Source organism: Pannonibacter indicus, from assembly GCF_001418225.1.
GTDB lineage: Bacteria > Pseudomonadota > Alphaproteobacteria > Rhizobiales > Stappiaceae > Pannonibacter > Pannonibacter indicus.
In genome coordinates this window covers 99,211-118,487 of the sequence record NZ_LIPT01000008.1, presented here as the reverse complement: position 1 = coordinate 118,487, position 19,277 = coordinate 99,211, and the positions used below count along the sequence as shown (strand labels likewise).

The window sequence follows — 19,277 nt, the reverse complement described above, 5'->3', positions numbered from 1 at the left end:
TGGCAGGTGGCAGCGCCGCCTGCTGCGCCAGATTGAAACGCGCGGTGAGGCGATGAGCGGGATTTGCAGGTCAGACAGGCTGAAGACGGGCCGCAGGGGATTTCTGGCCGGGCTGGGCCTGTGCCTTTCCGGCACACCCGTTCTGGCGCTGACACAGGTGGCGGATCTGCGCGGCAGTATTGACGGGCAGGATATGGGCCTTGTGCCGGACCGGCCCGAGGACCAGAGTGCCGCCATGCAAAAGGCCATCGACCGGGCCGTAGCCCGTGGCAAGGCGCTGTTTCTGCCCGCTGGCAGCTATCCCGTTTCCAACCTCGATCTTCCCTCCGGTGCCATGATCGTTGGCGTGCCGGGGCGCACGCAGCTGGTGCATCTGGGCGGCGGCGGTGTGCTGATGGGGGCCAATGGCGCCAGCCGCATCCGTCTGGAGGGCCTCTCCTTCGACGGCGGCAACAAGATGCTGGGGGAGGGAAGCTTCGGCCTGCTGCATTTTACCGGCGTCACCAATCTCGGCATAACGGATTGTCAGATCACCGGGTCCAGCCGCTCGGGTCTGGCGCTGGACCGCTGCAGCGGCCATGTGGAGCGCTGCGTGATTTCCGGTGCGGCGGAAGCCGGCATCCGCTCCGTCGAGGGGGCGGGGCTGACCTTCTCCGGCAACACCATTACCGGATGCGCCAATGGCGGGCTGCTGGTGCTGCGCTGGAGCCAGGGCGAGGACGGCACGCTGATCACGGGCAACCGGATCAGCGCGATTGCAGCCAAGGCGGGCGGCACCGGTCAGCACGGCAATGGCATCAATGTCTTTCGCGCGGGCGGCGTCATCATCGCCAATAACCATGTGTCGGACTGCGCCTTCTCGGCGATCCGGGCCAACTCGGCTTCCAATGTGCAGATCAGCGGTAACACATGCCTGCGTTCGGGTGAGACGGCGGTCTACAGCGAATTCAGCTTCGAGGGGGCCATCATCTCCGGCAATCTGGTGGATGGCGGCGCCATGGGCATTTCCGTGGCCAATTTCCAGCAGGGCGGGCGGCTGGCGTCGGTCACGGGCAATATCGTGCGCAACATCCGCCTGGATGGCCCCTATCCGGAAGAAGTGGCGGGCTTTGGCATCGGGATTGCCGTCGAGGCCGATACGGTGGTCAGCGGCAATGTTGTCGAAGGTGCGCCCAAATACGGCATCCTTGCGGGCTGGGGACCATACATGCGCGACTTGCTGATTGCCCAGAACATTCTGAGAGACTGCCCGCTCGGCATTGCCGTGACCGTGGTGGAGGGTGCGGGCACGGCCGTCATTCAGGGCAACATCATTTCAGGCGCCCGCAGCGGCGCCATTGTCGGCCACCGCTGGCGCGAGGCGGTGACCGGAGAACTGGCCGGCAACTTTGCCGGAGCCCGCACCGTCCCGCAGCATCTGACAATTTCGGGGAACACGGTGAGCGGCTGACAGCCCCTCAGGCGAAGGGCTGATCCATGCCGCCAAACAGGCGCCTGAACATGATGGGATGGAAAGCCTCGATATTGGAGGCCACATGCCGTGCCATCAGCTTGCGGCAAAGCTCAGGGTCCCGCTGACCAAGTGCCTCAATGATGGCCACATGCTGATCCGGGAACAGATCCAGCCAGAAGGTTTCCCCCACGCGCTGGGCGATCATGAAACGGTGAACCAGCTGCAGAGTGCGCGCCAGAACCGGCATAAGGTTGGGCAGGTTGGCACGCTCGAACAGCTTCAGATGAAATGCGAGATCAATGCGGCTGAGGAGATAGCCATCGCCCAGATCGCGGACCTTGCGGTAGTCCTCGACCGACTGGAGCAGGAACTCACGGGTGGCCGTATCAATGTTCAGGCAGGCCCGGGCGATGCCGGCGCTTTCGAGGGCGATACGCTGGTGGATGAGGATCTCTGCCTCTGCCTCACTGATGCTTGTGACGAAGGTGCCTTGATAGCCCCTGCGTTCGACAAGCCCATCCTGTTCGAGCCGCAGCAGCGCCTCTCGGATGGTGCCTTGCGAGCAGGCGAACTCGTGCGCCAGGGACTGTTCGGTCAGAATGCTGCCGCCATTCAGCTCCGACAGCATGATGAGCCGTCTCAAGCTGCCGTAAACCGCATTCGATTTGCGCCCGTTCTCCTTCGGAAGCGTCGGAAACTTCATCTGCATCGCCACTGACATGCGGCTGTGCCCCCACCTTCTCACATGCACGTTCCGGGCAGCGGCCCGGCAGGAAACAGCAAACCAGACCCAAATGGCACCGGAGGCTGAAGCGTGCCGCTGACAGCAGAATGCTGATTGAAGCGGCCTTTTGGAAGAAACTTCTGGCGGGAACAAGCCTGCCGCGCCACGCCGGCAGCCGGAATTGTCTCATTCTGAAGCAAACGGCCTGCGATGCATGTAGATCAGCTTACAGTCACGCTTATCCGGACATGTATCATAATTCATCATGAAAATTGTATAGTATTTTAAACAAGTTTACATCAGATTAGCCCGGTCTATATGGGCCGGCTTTAAATTCCGCTGCGCGAGATGACGGAGATCCAGTTCCTCCAGGCCAGCTTTTCGATCAGATTTTCACCAAACCCGTGGTCCCGGAAGGCCGCGATCAGGCGCGGCAGACCCGACACATCACCGATATCGCGGGGGACAAGGCATCCGTCGAAGTCGGAGCCAAGGCCGACGTGATCCTCGCCAAGTTTGTCTATGAGATAGGCCGCGTGGCGGACGACCGTTTCGAGCGGCGTATTGCTGTCGGGGCGTCCATCCCCGCGCAGAAAGGCGCAGTGGAAATTGACGCCCACAAGGCCCTTGCTCTCCGCAATGGCTGCCAGCTGGAGGTCCGTCAGATTACGGGCGCTGGGGCACAGGGCATGGGCGTTGGAGTGGGACGCGATGAGCGGCCTGTCCGAAATGGCCGCCACATCCCAGAAGCCTTTTTCGGTGATATGCGACAGGTCCACCATGATGCCGAGAGCATTGCAGCGGCGCACAAGCTGGCGGCCGAGGTCTGTCAGCCCCTCGCCCGTATCGGGCGGGGAGGGAAAGGCCATGGGCACGCCGTCGCCAAAGATGTTGCGGCGGCTCCAAACCGGGCCGAGGGAACGCAGGCCCGCGGCATGGAGAACATCCAGCGCGGCAAGGTCCGGGCCGATGCACTCCGCCCCTTCGATATGCAGCACCATCGCCATCTGTCCGGCTGCCATCGCCGCCTCGATTTCGCGGGCGCTGCGGGCGATGCGGCAGGCGCCTTGCGAAGCGGCTTCCAGCTTCAGGGCACGCGATGTCATAGCCAGGGTCCAGGTCAGGGCTTCTTCCTGGCCCAGCCGCTGATAGTGGCGCGGATCGGTGGAGCCAAGCGAGCGCATCAGCTGCATGTCCTGCACGCCGGGCACGAACATGGCGAAGAGCCCGCCGGCGAAACCGCCTGCCCGGGCGCGGGGCAGGTCTATGTGGTCCTCTGAGGAATGCTCGAAGAAGGACTTGCCGCGCCCGGCACGCTCGCGCATCTCCAGCTTGAGGAGAGTGTCATTGTGGCCATCGAAAACGGGCACGGGCGGATGGCCGGACTGTGATTCGCTCAATGGGACCTCGTCAGGGGGCAGGGCTCGGGCGGGTTGCAGGTGTATCTGCAGGTTGGAATGCTTTTCATTTAGGCATTGCAGTGGCGGTCATGGCAAGCGGCAGCATGCATCTGTGGCGGAATTGCCGCGCTCGCGGGGATTTCATTTGTTCATTCCGGGCGAATATTGCCTTCTGCCCGTGAGCCGGCGCAAAAGGTGGCGTTTATGACGGTTCGTCAGGTCAAGGGTGAGCCCAAAATGGCAGCTGATGTTGCTTCGGAATTTGAAAATGGATCGCGCGGACTGAGCCGCCGCGGTTTTCTCTTCACAGGTGCGGCGCTCATGGCGTTGTCGGCCGCAGGGTGCCAGACGCTTGAGCAGCCGGTCGGGCTGCCGAATCAGCCGCCGCTGCCGGACGAGAAGTTCGACTATGATCTGGCCTATGCCGCCCGCAAGGACGGTGACTGGGACATTCCGGCGATCAAGTACAAGAACTTTGACCGGCAGTTCTGGCGTCAGGTCGTTGACTACGAGAGCAAGGAAGCGCCTGGGACGATCATCGTCGATCCCTACAATCACTTCCTGTATTGGACCATTTCCCGCAAGAAGGCCCTGCGTTACGGCATCGGCGTCGGCAAGGCCGGTTTCGGCTGGTCCGGCGCTGCAACGATCCGCATGAAGCAGGAATGGCCTGCATGGTTCCCGCCGAAGGAAATGATCGAGCGCCGTCCTGAACTGAAGAAGTACAAGGACGGCAAGATGGACGGCGGCATCGAGAACCCGCTGGGTGCCCGCGCGCTCTATCTGTGGCAGGGCAATGTCGACACGCTGTACCGGATTCACGGCACCACCGAGCCGCAGAGCATCGGCCGCAGCGTATCGAGCGGCTGCATCCGAATGTGGCATCAGGACGTGATCGACCTCTATGATCGCGTTCCGATGAACACCAAGGTCGTCGTTCTGGGGGATGCGGTGCCGGACAGCGTGAAGAAGCAGATGGCCGAGGCGGAAAAGAAGAAGGCCGGCTGAGCCGCTTTCATTCCTGCCATTCGAGACGATCAGGCCCCGCCATGTGTGGGGCCTTTTCCGTTCCGGCTCAGGTCAGGGCGGGTGTCAGGGCCACGTCGGAAAGAATGGCGCCGAAGTGGCAGATGGCAGCGGCGAGCACGAAGCCGTGCCAGATGGCATTCTGGAAGGGCAGGGACTTCCAGGCGTAGAAGGCCGTGCCGGCCGAATAGAGCGCACCGCCCGCCACCAGCAGCCAGAAGCCCAGCGGAGAGGCGTTTTGCAGCAGCGGCTGATAGGCAAAGACAATGACCCAGCCGAGCGCCAGGCAGATCGGGACGGTGTATTTGTCAAAGCGCTGCAGGCGCACCAGCTTGATGGTGGCGCCCGTGATTGCGCCCGTCCAGACGACCGCAAGCACCAGCATGCCCGGCCAGCCGCCGATGACCATGGCCGCAAAGGGGGTGTAGGTGCCGGCAATCATCAGGAAAATGGCGGCATGGTCAAAACGGCGGAACCAGCTGGCATGGTTGTTCTTGGCCAGCATGTTGTAGAGCGCCGAACAGATCAGCATGGCCATCAGGCAGGCTGTATAGACGGAAATGCTGGCAATGCGCCCTGCCGCATCTGCCTGCGGGATAACCAGTGTCAGAAGAATGATGGTGGCCGCCACCCCCAGTGCTATGCCGATGACATGTACCGTTCCGTCTGCAATCCGCTCTGCTCTTGTCTGCTCCCGCATGCGCCCCTCGTCTGGTTGTCTTCCGGTTACGTCAACGTAATGTATCGGCCGGTTGATCGCAAAGATAGATCCGTTCTTGTCAGATTTGATGGCGGCTGATGCCTGATTTGTGGGCATTTCTCCTGCCTCTTGTGCAGTCTTGCCGCAAGGTGTCTGCGGGAAATGCCGGTTTTCTGCCGTTCCGGTAGCCATTGCGCCTTGGCACGGCACTTGCAAGACATCACGCAGAGTTTAGCGGCTAGGGTTCCGGTGTCTCATGACGCGGCTGGTCCGAGAGCTGCTACCGGCGGGGAGACAGTCCGCCGGGTGCACGGCGGGATAAAAGCCCGGGAGACCTCGTAAGCCAAGGGATTGGCGGCGCGAAGGTCCATGCCGATCCCTTTCTGAAGATGCAAGAAGGGGAACACCAATGCAGACCATTTCCAAATTCCTTGCGTCCATTGCGGTTGCAGCCCTCGTGGCGGGCGCTCCATTGGCCGCCCATGCTGCTCCCAAGAAGGACTTCAAGGTTGCCTGGTCCATCTATGTGGGCTGGATGCCCTGGGGCTATGCGGCTGATCAGGGGATCGTGAAGAAGTGGGCTGACAAATACGGAATCACCATCGAGGTCACTCAGTTCAATGATTATGTGGAGTCCATAAACCAGTACACCGCCGGTGCCTATGACGCGGTGACGCTGACGAACATGGACGGGCTTTCCATTCCGGCTGCCGGCGGCGTTGATACGACAGCAGTGATCACCGGTGACTTCTCCAACGGCAATGATGCGGTGATTCTGAAGGGAAAGGACAGTCTGGAGGACATCAAGGGCCAGACCGTCAATCTGGTTGAATTCTCCGTCTCGCATTACCTGCTGGCCCGGGCACTGGAAACCATCGGATCGTCCGAGCGCGACGTGAAGGTGGTGAATACCTCGGATGCGGACATGGCGGCCGCCTTCCAGACGCCGGATGTGACGGCGGTGGTGACCTGGAACCCTCTCGTCTCCTCGATCATGGAAGATCCCTCGGCCCGCAAGGTCTTCGACAGCTCGCAGATCCCGGGCGAGATCATTGACCTCATGGTGGCAAAAACCGAAGTGCTGAAGGACAATCCGGAGTTCGGCAAGGCGCTGGCCGGCATCTGGTACGAGACCATGGGCATCATGCTGGCCGATAGCCCCGAGGGCAAGGCTGCGCGTGAGGCCATGGGGGCGGCGTCGGGCACGGACCTTGCCGGCTTCGAGGCGCAGATGGCGGCCACGAAGCTCTTTGGCAAGCCGGATGAGGCCTTGGCCTTCACCCTCTCGGAGAGCCTGCCCAAGACCATGGACCTGGTGCGCAACTTCCTTTTCGAGAAGGGGCTCTTGGGCAGCGGTGCCGCCTCTGTGGACGTGATCGGTATCGAGATGCCGGACGGCAGCGTGCTGGGCGGCAAGGAGAACATCCAGTTCCGCTTCACCGGCACCTTCATGGAAGCAGCCGCCAAGGGCGACCTCTGATCTCCTGCCCGGTCCGGGAATGGCGGAGAGCCCCCATTCCCTCTCCCGTTGTCCCGAGAGGTACCTATGCGCTGGATCAATTCACGCCCGGGAAAAGGCGCCAGCCTGGCGCTGATGATGCTGCCCTTCGTGCTGCTGCTGGCGGCCTACATACTGGGCTCAGCTGCAAGGCTGGCGGAAAACCCCAATGACAAGCTCTTGCCGGGCCTTGCGGCACTTGGCGATGCCATCAGCCGCATGGCGCTTGAGCCCGATGTGCGGACGGGAGACTATCTCCTCTGGTCCGATACCTTGGCAAGCCTGAAACGGCTGTTTGCGGGTCTCGGGATTGCAACGGTCATCGCGCTGCTGACCGGTCTTGTCACCGGCATCCTGCCCTATGCACGGACGCTGCTTTCGCCCTTCGTCGGAGCCTTTTCCATGGTGCCGCCGCTGGCGCTGCTGCCGGTGCTTTTCATCGTCATGGGGCTGGGGGAAGCTTCCAAGATTGCCTTGATCGTCATCGGCGTTGCTCCCGTCATGATCCGCGACCTGGCGCTCAAGGCCATCGAAATGCCGCGCGAGATGATCGTCAAGGCGGAAACCCTCTCCGCCTCCTCCTGGCTGATTGCCTTGCGTGTGGTGCTGCCGCAGGTGCTGCCCCGGCTGATCACCTGCCTTCGGCTGCAGCTTGGGCCTGCCTGGCTGTTCCTGATCGCGGCGGAGGCCATTTCGGCGGACAGCGGTCTTGGCTACCGCATCTTTCTGGTGCGCCGCTATCTCTCCATGGATGTGATCTTTCCCTATGTGGTGTGGATCACCCTGCTGGCTGTCGTGACAGACATACTGCTGGACCGTCTGCGCATCGCCGTCTTTCCCTGGTCTGAACTGGAGAAGGGCAAATGAGCGCGCTGTCCGTCAGGCACCTCTGGAAGGAATATGGCGACCAGATCGTGCTGGAGAATGTCTCCATCGAGATCGAGTCCCGTGCCTTCGTTGCGCTGGTCGGCCCTTCCGGCTGCGGCAAATCCACCTTCCTGCGCATGCTGCTTGGGCAGGAGGTGCCCACAAGGGGCGAAATCCTGCTCGACGGGATGCCGCTGCCGAAGGAGCCGGGCCCGGACCGGGGTGTTGTCTTTCAGCGCTATTCGGTGTTTCCGCATCTGACGGTGCTGGGCAATGTGATGCTGGGCAAGGAACTGCAAGCCTCGCGCATTGCCGGGCGGCTGTTCGGCGCGGCCCGCCGCACCTGTGCAGATGAGGCGCGTGCGATGATTGCGGCGGTTGGCCTTGCCGGCGCCGAAGCCAAGTATCCGGCCCAGCTTTCCGGCGGCATGCAGCAGCGGCTTGCCCTGGCGCAGGCGCTGATCATGCGGCCCAAGGTGCTGCTGCTGGACGAGCCCTTTGGCGCGCTCGACCCCGGCATCCGCGCCGAGATCCATACATTGATGAAGAGGCTCTGGCACGAGGCGCCCATGACCGTGGTCATGGTCACCCATGACATGCGGGAGGCTTTTACCCTCGCCACCCGCGTTGTCGCCTTCGAGCGCCCGCGCGATTGGCCCGAGGAGAAGCTGCGCTACGGGGCCACCATCACCCGCGATATCGGCATCTGGCCGCCCCGCAAGGCGGGACAGCCCTCACTCTTTCGCCCTGACCGGGACGGCCCGGTCTCTCTGGACGGGCAATAGCCGGGACGGCCCGGCCATCCATCCACAGGAGCTGCAACCGTGCACATCCGCCGTTCTCCCGAAGAGATCGCCGCCAACAGGGCGCGCTATGAGGAACATCAGAAGAAGGGTCTTGAGTTTGCCCCCAAGGCCCTGCCGGGCAAGAGCGTGAAGCCCGCGCCTGCCATCGCCGCAGACAGGATCATCCACCGGGAGGTCATTCCCGGCGGCTGGCACTGGACGACACGGGTCAAGGCCGGAGAAACCCTGCGTGTTGCGCTGGATGAGGGCCTGTCCACCGTGTCGCTGGTTGCCTGGAGCGCATTGGACCCGAGCGAGCGGCTGAACCTGCCCGATACGGTGAAGGTTCAATGGACCACGGCGCTGGCAAAGGGCCGGGTGATCTTCTCTGATATGGGCAAGGTGATGTTTTCCATCGTCGAAGACAGCTGCGGTGCCCATGACTGTCTGATGGGGGGCTCCACGGCGGCGTCCAATGCCCGCAAATATGCCGGCGCAAACGGAGCTTCCTTGCGCAACACCCGTGACAACTTCGTGCAGGCCGCCACCAAGGCCGGGTTGGACAAGCGCGACATTCCCGCCGCCCTTGCCCTGTTTGCCCCTGTGCGTGTTGATGCAGAAGGCCGGTTCTGCTGGATGGCGGAAATGGTCTCGGCCGGGGACTACGTGGAGCTGCGCGCCGAGATGGATATGACCGCCGCCTTCTCCAACTGCCCGCATCCGCTCGACCCGAACCTGGTCTATGCGCCCAATCCCGTCACCATCACCCGCATTGCAGCCAGTCTGCCTGCTGCGGATGACCTGTGCCGCACGGCAACCGCCGAAGCCGTTCGCGGCTTTGAAAACAATGCGCTGGCAGCACTGTGAGGGGGAGACAGACCGATGACCGCATTCATTCAGACATCTCCCGCCCGCACGCCTGAAACGGCTGTACAGGACCATTACATTCCTGCCGAAGCGCCGTTTTCCACCTTTGTCCGCAAGGGGCAGGTGCTGCGCATTGAGGACAGCCATGGTCAGCAGGCCGTCGACACGCTGTTCTACAACGCCCATGACTTCTCCGAGCGCTATTCCAGCCAGGACACCATGCGCGAGCAGGGGGCGGCCTATGTCTCCACCGGCACGAAGATCATGTCCAGCGAAGGCCGGGTGATGCTGACGGTAACCGCGGACAGCTGCGGCCGCCATGACACATCCGCCGGGGCCTGCTCCTGCGAGAGCAACACGGTGCGCTTTGGCGCCTACACGAAATATCTCCACGCCTGCCGCGACAATTTCGTCATCGAGGTATCGAAGCACGGCATGAGCAAGCGGGACGTGGTTCCAAACATCAACTTCTTCATGAACGTGCCGATCGAGCCGTCCGGCAAGATGACCATTGTTGACGGCATTTCCTCGCCCGGCGACTACGTGGAAATGAAGGCGGAGATGGATGTGCTGCTGGTCATCTCCAACTGCCCGCAGATCAACAATCCCTGCAATGGCTTCGATCCGACACCCATCCGGGTGCTGGTCTGGGATGACGGGGCGGCGTGATGTTCCAGAAGGTTCTGATCGCCAACCGCGGCGAAATCGCCGTGCGCGTCATCAAGACGCTGCGCAAGATGGGGATCGCAAGCGTTGCGGTCTATTCCGATGCGGACCGGTTTTCCAAAGCGGTGCTGATGGCCGGTGAGGCTGTGCGGCTGGGGCCCGCCCCGGCGGCTGAAAGCTATCTGAATGTGGATGCGGTCATCGCCGCCTGCCGGGAGACGGGGGCAGAGGCTGTCCACCCGGGCTATGGCTTCCTGTCGGAGAACATCGGCTTTGCCGAAAGGCTGAAGGCGGAGGGGATCACCTTCATCGGCCCCTCGCCGGACCATATCGCGGCCTTCGGCCTCAAGCATACGGCACGGGAACTGGCGAAGGCCAGCGGCGTGCCGCTGCTGCCGGGTTCGGGCCTCATTGCCAGCGGGACTGAAGCTCTCGCAGCGGCGGAGGCCATCGGATATCCGGTGATGCTGAAGTCCACCGCCGGGGGCGGGGGCATCGGCATGCAGCTGTGCGAGACGCCGGAAGCGCTGGGCGCCGCCTTCGAGACGGTGCAGCGGACGGCGCAGGCCAGCTTCGGCGATGCCCGCGTCTATCTGGAGCGCTTCGTTGCAAGAGCCCGCCATGTTGAGGTGCAGATCTTCGGGGACGGCAAGGGCAACGTGGTGGCGCTGGGCGAGCGGGACTGCTCGCTGCAGCGGCGGAACCAGAAGGTGATCGAGGAAACTCCGGCGCCGGGTCTCTCTGATACTGTCCGGCAGAAACTGCATGCGGCAGCCGTGGCGCTGGGCCGTCAGGTGAACTACGCCTCGGCCGGTACCGTGGAGTTCATCTACGATCCGGCGCGGGAAGAGTTCTATTTCCTTGAGGTCAACACCCGCCTGCAGGTGGAGCATCCGGTGACGGAAGCCGTCTTTGGCATCGATCTGGTGGAATGGATGATCCGTCAGGCCGCCGGGGAGGATGTGCTGACTGGCGCAGAGTATCTGAGGCCAAAGGGAGCGGCCATCGAGGCGCGTGTCTATGCGGAAATGCCCCATGCGGGCTTCCGCCCCAGCGCGGGCCTTCTGACGGAGGTGCGCTTTCCTGAAGACGTGCGCGTGGATGGCTGGGTGGAGACGGGCACGGAGGTGACCGCGTTCTATGACCCGATGCTGGCCAAGATCATCGTCAGCGGCAAGGACAGGGCCTCGGCCATTGAAGCTCTTTCATCTGCACTGTCACAGACATCCCTGTGCGGGATCGAGACCAATCTCGGCTATCTGAGGGCGATTGCCGCCTCGGACCTGTTCCGCAGCGGTCAGGTGGCGACGACGGCGCTCAGGGATTTTGCCTTTGTGCCGGATGTGATCGAGGTGATCGCGCCGGGGGCTCAGTCGAGCCTGCAGGAGCTGCCGGGCCGTCTTGGCCTGTGGCATGTGGGGGTGCCTCCCTCAGGACCGATGGACGAACGCTCCTTCCGCCATGCCAACCGGCTGGTGGGCAATGCGGATGAGACGGCAGCGCTGGAACTGACCGTTGCCGGCCCGGTGCTGCGGTTCTTCTCGGATGTGCGAGTGGCGCTGGCCGGAGCCCTGATGCCTGCTTTGCTGGACGGCACGCCGGTGCCGCACAACGAGGCCTTCGAGGTGCTTGCTGGCCAGACGCTCTCCATCGGAGCCATCAAGGGGGCCGGACAGCGGACTTATCTTGCTGTTGCAGGCGGGCTTGATGCGCCAGTGGTGCTGGGCTCACGTGCCACCTTCGGGCTGGGCCAGTTCGGCGGCAATGCCACCGGCACTCTGCGGGCGGGCCATGTGCTGCGGCTGGCGCGGGCGGAGCAGGCTCCGGTCAAGCCTGCCGGTGTGCCTGCGGAGCTGACGCGGGAATGGCAGGTGGGCGTGCTGTATGGCCCGCATGGTGCGCCGGATTTCTTCCTTGAGGAAGATATCGAGACGCTGTTTTCCGCCGCTTACGAGGTGCATTACAATTCGGCCCGCACGGGCGTGCGGCTGATCGGCCCTGCACCGAAGTGGGCACGGGCTGATGGCGGGGAGGCGGGGCTGCACCCTTCCAACCTGCATGACAATGCCTATGCCATCGGCGCCATCGACTTCACCGGCGACATGCCGATCATCCTGGGGCCGGATGGCCCCAGCCTTGGCGGCTTCGTCTGCCCGGCGGTGATCGCCCGGGACGAGCAGTGGAAGATGGGACAGTTCAAGCCCGGCGACCGGATCCGTTTCCATGCGGCCGGGCGCAAGGGCGATCCGCTGGCGGGGCCTGCCGTCCGCAAGCTGGGTGAGGAGGCGGGGCCGCCTGTGCTGGCAACGGGCATGGCCGGAACCGTTCCCGTTGTCTACCGCCGTCAGGGCGATGACAACCTGCTGGTCGAATATGGCGCGATGCAGCTCGACATCGGCATCCGCATGCGTGTCCACCTGCTGATGGAAGCGGTGAAAGCGGCAAAGTTGCCCGGATTGATCGACCTGACACCGGGCATCCGCTCGCTGCAGATCCATTATGACGGCATGAGCCTGACCCGCAGCCGCCTGCTGGGGCTTCTGTCGGAGATCGAGCAGACCCTGCCGCCGGCCTCGCAGGTGAAGGTGCCGAGCCGCACCGTCTGGCTGCCGCTGTCCTGGAACGATCCGGACGCGGAACTGGCGATGCGCAAGTATCAGGAACTGGTGCGCCCCAATGCGCCCTGGTGCCCGTCCAACATCGAGTTCATCCGCCGTATCAACGGCCTTGCGGATGAGCAGGCGGTGAAGGACACCATCTTCAACGCAGCCTATCTGGTGATGGGGCTGGGGGATGTCTATCTCGGTGCACCGGTGGCAACGCCTGTCGATCCGCGCCACCGGCTGGTGACGACCAAGTACAATCCGGCCCGGACCTGGACGCCGGAAAACGCGGTAGGCATCGGCGGCGCTTACATGTGCATCTATGGCATGGAAGGGCCTGGGGGCTATCAGCTGTTCGGGCGCACCATCCAGATGTGGAACACATGGCGGCAGACGGATGTGTTCGGCAAGGACAAGCCGTGGCTGCTCGATTTCTTCGACCAGATCCGCTTCTTTCCTGTCTCGCATAAGGAACTGACCGAAGCGCGGGCCGCCTTTCCCCATGGCGGTTATCCGGTAAGGATCGAGGCGGGCATCTTCTCGCAGGCAGAGTATGAGGCTGGCCTTGCGGCTAATGCGGCCAGTATCTCCGCCTTCAAGCAGGGCCAGCAGGCTGCCTTCGAAGCAGAGCGCCAGCGCTGGAAGGACGCGGGGCTCGACAGTTTCGTGGCGGACGAGGGGGCCGGGCCGGGCCTTGGCGGTGACATTCCGCAGGGGTGCACGGGCATTGAAAGCGCCGTGCCCGGTAATGTCTGGAAAGTACTGGTGGAGCCCGGTCAGAAAGTGGAAGCTGGCGAAACGCTCGCCATCATCGAGTCAATGAAGATGGAAATCACGGTCACCGCCCATGTGGCCGGACGGGTCAGCGAGCTGCGTGCCGCCCCCGGCCGCAGCATCCGGGCGGGTGACGTGCTGGTGGTACTGGAGGATGCACTATGATCCCGGTGATGCTTGACCTTGCCTCCCTGCGGGCAGCCTATCAGAATGGCCTGACGCCGCTCGCTCTGGTGGAAGAGGTGATTGCCCGGTGCAATGCCTGTGATGACCCGGCAGTCTTCATCACGCGTGCGAAGGACGAGGATCTTCGGGCCGCCGCCATGGCGCTGATGGCGCGGGCGCCGGAGCCCAACAGCCTGCCACTCTGGGGAATTCCCTTTGCGGTGAAGGACAATATCGATGTGGCAGGCCTGCCGGTGACAGCAGGCTGCCCGGCCTATGCCTATCTGCCGGAGGCGGATGCGGTGGCGGTGGCGCGGCTGAAGGCTGCGGGGGCTCTGGTGGTGGGCAAGACCAATCTTGACCAGTTCGCCACCGGGCTCAACGGCACCCGCTCTCCGCACGGGGCACCGCGCTGCGTCTTCAACAAGGACTATGTCTCCGGCGGCTCTTCTTCCGGTTCGGCGGTTGCCACGGCGGCGGGGCTTGTCAGTTTTGCACTTGGCACGGATACGGCAGGATCTGGCCGCGTGCCTGCGGCCTTCAACAATCTCGCCGACATCAAGCCGACGCCGGGACTGGTGCCCAACACGGGCGTCGTGCCCGCCTGCCGCAGCGTGGATGTGGTGTCGGTGTTTGCCGCGACTGTGGGCGATGGCGTTGCCATCCGCAAGGTGATGGATGGCTTTGACGCGGGCGACCCCTATTCCCGCAAGGCAGAGCCTGTGAGCCTGCCCGTCTCCGGGATAAGAGTTGGTGTGCTCTCAGGTCCAGAGCGGGAGTTTTTCGGCAATGCCAGCGTCGAAGCGCTTTATGATGCGGCCATCGAGCGGGCGCGGGGGCTGGGGGCAACCATCGTGCCTTTCGATTATGCGCCGTTCCGGCAGGCGGCGGAGCTGCTCTACAACGGCCCCTGGGTGGCGGAGCGGCTGGCGGCGGTGAAGGATTTCTTCGCCACGAATGCCGCTGACTTCGACCCCACGGTGCGCGCAATCATTGAAGGGGCGAGGGCCTATGATGCGGTTGCTGCCTTCGAGGGGCAGTACAGGCTGGGCCACCTGCGCCAGAAGACGCTGGCCGAGTGGGCGAAGGTGGATGTGCTGATGCTGCCGACCTCGCCCACGATCTATACGGTCGAGGAGATGCTGGCTGATCCTGTCACCAGAAACAGCCACTTTGGCCGCTACACCAACTTTGCCAATCTCTTCGGCTATGCCGCCATTGCCGTGCCGGCCGGGTTCGGCCCGGATGGCCTGCCGGGCGGGGTGACCCTGTTCGGTCCTGCCTTCAGCGATGATGCGCTCGCTCCCTTCGCCGATGCCCTGCACCGGGCAGCTGCCTGCGGCATGGGCAAGGACAAGACGGCGGAGCTGCCTCAGGCCAGCCGCGTGCCGGAGCCCGATGACGGGCTGGTGCCGGTTGTGGTGGTTGGCGCGCATCTGAGCGGCATGCCGCTCAATCACGAGCTGACCGGTGCGGGCGGCAAGCTGGTGAAAACCTGCCGCACGGCGGGCGACTACCGCCTCTTCGTGCTGCCGGGCACCACGCCGCCGAAGCCAGGGCTAATCCGCGAGCCGGGCTTTGCAGGAAGCGGGCTTGAGGTGGAAGTGTGGAAGGTGACGCCGGAGGCTTTTGGCCGGTTCGTCCAGAAAATCCCGGCACCGCTCGGCATTGGCAAGGTGACGCTGGATGACGGCAGTGCCGTCTCCGGCTTCCTGTGCGAGAGCCATGCCGTGGCCGGAGCGCAGGAGATCACCAGCCTCGGCGGCTGGCGGGCCTATATCGCGCAGCGAAATTGAACGCAGGAGCGGCAGAAGGGCAGGGACTTGCTGCCGCTCGTCCACAAGGCGATCGCAGAAGAGCGGGGGAAACGGCTTCACCCCCGCCTGAAAATCGCTATGTTTGCGGCGCAGAGCATTGACCTTGCCCACCTTGAGGGAGTACCGCCGGACGGCCGGGTTTGACCGGCAAGTCTCAGGCGGCGGCAATGCCATGCCCGAGGTCTGTAGACCTAACCGGATTTCAGCGGCACGGGACGGGGAATGACGGTCAGCATCGATATCGGCGAAATGTCAGGCGGCGCAAAGGCGCTGATGGATCTGGAAGAACTGCTCGCAACGCGCCTGCTGGTGCAGGGCAACTCCGGCTCTGGCAAATCGCATCTTCTGCGCCGTCTTCTCGAACAGTCCGCCAGCTGGGTGCAGCAGGCGATCATCGATCCGGAGGGCGACTTCGTCAGCCTTGCCGAGAAATTCGGCCATGTTGTGGTGGATGCCGCCGGAACCGAGCGCGACCTGCAGATGATCGCTGCCCGCGTGCGCGCACACCGGGTTTCCGTCGTGCTCAATCTGGAAAGTCTGGACGCCGACCGGCAGATGAAGGCGGCTGCAACGTTCCTTGACGGCTTGTTCGATGCGGACCGTGACCAGTGGTATCCGATGCTGGTGGTGGTGGACGAGGCGCAGCTTTTTGCCCCTGCGGCTGCCGGTGAAGTGAGTGAAGAGGCGCGCCGCCGCTCGCTGACCGCAATGACCAACCTCATGTGCCGCGGCCGCAAGCGCGGGCTGGCCGGCATCATTGCCACGCAGCGCCTCGCCAAGCTTGCCAAGAACGTGGCGGCGGAGGCTTCCAACTTCCTGATGGGCCGCACCTTCCTGGACATCGACATGGCCCGCGCGGCCGATCTCCTCGGCATGGAACGGCGGCAGGCGGAAGCCTTCCGCAATCTCGACCGGGGGCATTTCATTGCCTTGGGGCCTGCCATGTCGCGCCGTCCGGTGCCGGTGCGCATCGGGCCGGTGGAGACCTCCGGCCGTGGCGGCGGGCCGAAGCTGACGCCGCTGCCAGACAAGCCGGCGGAAGACGCCAAGGATCTGATCTTCACGCCCATGCCGGATGAGGCCTTGCGCATCCGCCCGCGTGCGCCGGAGCCGGTTTCGACGGCGGAGATCCTGACGCAGCTGTCGGCTGCGGGCCGCATGGAAAGCGCTCGCAACCAGCCCGCACCGCAGCCGGACGAACCGCCGGTGGACACGGCCGAGCGGGATGCGGCAATCGACGAAATCATGACGGCAATTCTGGCTGAGCCCGAGGCGGCCTTCCAGCCGGTGGCGGCGCTTTATCAGGACTTTCAGGTCCGCTGCCGTATCGCCAAGGTGCCCGGCGGCGTGCCGGATCTCTCCGTCTTCCGCGAGAAGCTGTCGGTGGCCCGTGCGGGCGTCCACAGCGGCGAGGTGGACACCAATGACTGGGAGCGGGCAGCGCTGATTGCCGCGGAACTGCCGGAGGACATGCGCGGGGTCTATCTGCTGCTGGCCAAGGCGGCTCTCGCCAAGGCGCCATGCCCGCCGAATGCGGAAATCGCCAAGGCCTATGGCACCCGCTCGCCGGGCCGTGCCCGCTGGCTGCTGGCCCATATGGAGGAGCGGGGCTTCCTGCTCTGTGCCACCGACATGCGCGGCAACCGCATTGTCACGCTGACGGATCTGGGCTGGCAGACAGCACCGGGCGATGCGGAAGCGGCAGCCTGAGAGCATTCTCAAGGCCTGACACGCCAGAGCTCGCTCCTCTGACATGAAAAGGGGCGCCGCAGCGCCCCTTCGGTTCCTTATGACGGTTGTTGCCTGTCAGGCGGCGCGCACGCGCTGCAGGAAGCTCGCTATTGTCTCTTCCAGCTTTGCCGCCTGACGGGTCACATCCTGCGAGGCCTGCAGAACATCGCTGGCCGAACCGCTGGTCTCCTGGGCCGACTGCATCACATTGCCGACACTGCCGCTCATGTCGCTGGTGCAATCTGCGGCGCGCTGAACGTTGACCGTGATTTCACGCGTTGCCTCTCCCTGCTGGGAAATGGCATCGGCGATGGTGGTGGTGAACTGGTTAACCTCACTCATGGTCTCGGCAATTTCCTGGATCGAGCCAACCGCCTCGCGGGTGGACGACTGGATGCCGCTGATCTGCGACGAGATTTCCTCGGTCGCCTTCGCGGTCTGGTTGGCGAGTTCCTTCACCTCCGCCGCCACAACTGCAAAGCCCCGCCCGGCTTCGCCCGCACGGGCCGCCTCGATGGTGGCGTTGAGGGCCAGAAGATTGGTCTGCTCGGCAATGGCCTGAATGAGCTGCACCACTTCGCCGATCTTCTGGGCCGCGGTGTCAAGGCTCCCAACCCGCTCGTTGGAGAGGGCGGCAGCGCGGGCCGCAGCTTCCACCACGCCCTTGGTCTGCTCCACCTGGCGGCTGATTTCGCCGATGGAAGCGGACAGCTCCTCCGCCGCAGAGGCAACCGTCTGAACGCTGATCTGGGCCGTTTCAGAGGAGGCAGCCACGGTGGAAACCTTGCTGGAGGTCGCCTGGGCAATCGAGGTCAGTGCACCTGCCGTTTGTTCCATCCGGCCCGAGTTGGCCGATACCTCGGAAATGGCCTGGCGGACCTCTGCCTCAAAGTCCTGGATGAGCGCCTCGACATGCTCCTGCCGGGCAAGGCGCGCCTGCTGCGCTGCTTCGCTTTCGCCCTGGAGCTTCACCCGTTCAATCGCATTTTCCACGAAAACGCCGAGGGCGCCGGCCATCATGCCGATCTCGTCCTTCCGCTCCCGGTGTGCAACGGGGCTGTCCACATCCCCGGCCGCAAGGGCACGCATGCGCTGGGTGAGCTGGGAAATGGGGCGGGAGATATTGCCGCCCAGCAGCCACATCAATGCCGTGCCCGCCGCCAGAATGACCAGAGCCAGGATGATGGCGGTGTTGCGGGTGGTGATGGCGGCAGCCAGCAGCTCGCTTTCCTCAACGGTAAGGATGACGAACCACTTCTGGCTGGTGTTGACCAGCGGAATGGCGCGGATTGCTTCATAGACGCCATCCGTCTCCTTCATGCTGATGCCGTCCTGCACCTGCGAAAGGCGGGAGATTAGGCTCTGGTCCGCCGTCTTGCCCAGCAGGCTGCTGTCGGGATGAGAAACCCAGACGCCGCCCTCGCTGATCAGGCCGACGTAGCCTGTCTTGTAGGGATCGAAGGAGGCGACCTGCTTCTGCAGTCCTTCCAGAGACACGTCGATGGTGGCGCCGCCTGCGCCGCTGCCCCTGACATCGATGATGGGAGAAGACGCGGTGGCCATGAGGACATCAACGTTGTTGACCGGGTAGAGATAGGGCTCGGTCACCGTGTCCTGCCGCAGCTGGCGGGGCTTGTCGTACCAGTCCTCCGATCCGCTGTCGCCGCCAAAGATCAGCGGCTCCATCGCCACCTTGCCGTCCGCATGATAGAAATAGGGAATGAAACGGCCGTTCCCGTCCGAGAAGCCTGTTCCCTTGTTGTCCGCATCAAGGCCGGCGAGATCGGGTTCCAGGATGGCGCCGCCGCCGACAAACTGCGGGTTGCGGGCAATGATCTGCTGCATGACCGCGCCATAGGCATTGCGGTCCGTGATTCCGGCATGGAGCAGGCCTTCCATCGCATCTGCGGCAGAGCGTGCGGCCAGCTGAGCTTCGGCCACGGTCTTGCTGACCTGTGTGGCAAGCGACAGCGTTGCCTGTTCAACCTGCTTTTCGCCTGACCTGCGGGCAGACGATTGCATCATTGCCGAGATCACCGCGATGACCACGACAAACCCGATGATGAATACGGCACTCGCCGAAATGAAGATGCGGCCCTTCAGTGACATGGAATGCTCCAGACATATTGAATTAAGTGCCAGAATTCTGCGTGTGTGCGGTGAAAAAAGTGTAACCCTTCAGGAATAAATATAAATTCGGT

14 protein-coding genes and 1 riboswitch are annotated in these 19,277 nt (G+C 63.5%); of the genes, 10 read left to right on the top strand and 4 right to left on the bottom strand.

Annotated elements, in window-relative coordinates; translation table 11 throughout:
* Positions 1-52 precede the first annotated feature (52 nt).
* Positions 53-1,450, top strand: coding sequence for a TIGR03808 family TAT-translocated repetitive protein (locus tag ASC48_RS12870; RefSeq protein ID WP_055456226.1), 1,398 nt, complete (start codon positions 53-55; stop codon positions 1,448-1,450).
* A 7-nt stretch (positions 1,451-1,457) separates the two neighbouring features.
* Here ASC48_RS12870 and ASC48_RS12865 read toward each other — a convergent pair whose 3' ends face one another.
* Together ASC48_RS12865 and ASC48_RS12860 are read right to left on the bottom strand one after the other, a co-directional pair.
* Positions 1,458-2,156, bottom strand: coding sequence for a GntR family transcriptional regulator (locus tag ASC48_RS12865; RefSeq protein ID WP_167345141.1), 699 nt, complete (start codon positions 2,154-2,156; stop codon positions 1,458-1,460).
* 350 nt (positions 2,157-2,506) lie between these two features.
* Complete coding sequence (locus ASC48_RS12860; RefSeq protein WP_279626046.1) at positions 2,507-3,577, bottom strand: dipeptidase; 1,071 nt, start codon at positions 3,575-3,577, stop codon at positions 2,507-2,509.
* Positions 3,578-3,814: 237 nt separating this feature from the next.
* Between ASC48_RS12860 and ASC48_RS12855 the strand changes: the two genes are divergently transcribed.
* Positions 3,815-4,585, top strand: a complete 771-nt coding sequence (locus ASC48_RS12855; RefSeq protein WP_055456144.1) for a L,D-transpeptidase — start codon at positions 3,815-3,817, stop codon at positions 4,583-4,585.
* 67 nt (positions 4,586-4,652) lie between these two features.
* Here ASC48_RS12855 and trhA read toward each other — a convergent pair whose 3' ends face one another.
* Positions 4,653-5,303, bottom strand: a complete 651-nt coding sequence (trhA, locus tag ASC48_RS12850) for a PAQR family membrane homeostasis protein TrhA (RefSeq protein ID WP_055456143.1) — start codon at positions 5,301-5,303, stop codon at positions 4,653-4,655.
* A 227-nt stretch (positions 5,304-5,530) separates the two neighbouring features.
* Positions 5,531-5,638, top strand: a riboswitch (guanidine-I (ykkC/yxkD leader).
* A 74-nt stretch (positions 5,639-5,712) separates the two neighbouring features.
* On the opposite strand from trhA, the gene ASC48_RS12845 reads away from it, so the two are divergent.
* The 8 genes from ASC48_RS12845 (at position 5,713) to ASC48_RS12810 (ending at position 17,055) form a co-directional block, all read left to right on the top strand.
* Complete coding sequence (locus ASC48_RS12845; RefSeq protein ID WP_055456142.1) at positions 5,713-6,783, top strand: putative urea ABC transporter substrate-binding protein; 1,071 nt, start codon at positions 5,713-5,715, stop codon at positions 6,781-6,783.
* Between the two features lie 66 nt (positions 6,784-6,849).
* Positions 6,850-7,668 carry an ABC transporter permease gene (locus ASC48_RS12840; RefSeq protein ID WP_055456141.1) on the top strand — a complete coding sequence of 273 codons (819 nt, stop codon included), beginning with the start codon at positions 6,850-6,852 and terminating at the stop codon, positions 7,666-7,668.
* A complete protein-coding gene (locus ASC48_RS12835) occupies positions 7,665-8,453 on the top strand; it encodes an ABC transporter ATP-binding protein (protein ID WP_055456140.1) in 789 nt (262 codons plus the stop codon). The genes ASC48_RS12840 and ASC48_RS12835 overlap by 4 nt, the downstream gene beginning before the upstream one ends.
* Positions 8,454-8,492: 39 nt before the next feature.
* A complete protein-coding gene (locus ASC48_RS12830; RefSeq protein WP_055456139.1) occupies positions 8,493-9,320 on the top strand; it encodes an urea amidolyase associated protein UAAP1 in 828 nt (275 codons plus the stop codon).
* A gap of 15 nt (positions 9,321-9,335) precedes the next feature.
* A complete protein-coding gene (locus ASC48_RS12825; protein ID WP_055456138.1) occupies positions 9,336-9,989 on the top strand; it encodes an urea amidolyase associated protein UAAP2 in 654 nt (217 codons plus the stop codon).
* The gene (gene uca / locus ASC48_RS12820) at positions 9,989-13,528 is read left to right on the top strand and encodes an urea carboxylase (RefSeq protein WP_055456137.1); all 3,540 of its coding nucleotides are present in this window, start codon (positions 9,989-9,991) and stop codon (positions 13,526-13,528) included. The genes ASC48_RS12825 and uca overlap by 1 nt, the downstream gene beginning before the upstream one ends.
* Positions 13,525-15,324, top strand: a complete 1,800-nt coding sequence (gene atzF, locus ASC48_RS12815) for an allophanate hydrolase (protein WP_055456136.1) — start codon at positions 13,525-13,527, stop codon at positions 15,322-15,324. Before uca ends, atzF begins: the two co-directional genes overlap by 4 nt.
* Positions 15,325-15,567: 243 nt before the next feature.
* A complete protein-coding gene (locus ASC48_RS12810; protein WP_055456135.1) occupies positions 15,568-17,055 on the top strand; it encodes a helicase HerA domain-containing protein in 1,488 nt (495 codons plus the stop codon).
* Positions 17,056-17,151: 96 nt separating this feature from the next.
* Here the strand turns inward: ASC48_RS12810 and ASC48_RS12805 are convergent, their stop codons facing one another.
* Entirely contained in the window at positions 17,152-19,185 is a 2,034-nt protein-coding gene (locus ASC48_RS12805) for a methyl-accepting chemotaxis protein (RefSeq protein WP_055456134.1), read from the bottom strand.
* Positions 19,186-19,277: the final 92 nt, after the last annotated feature.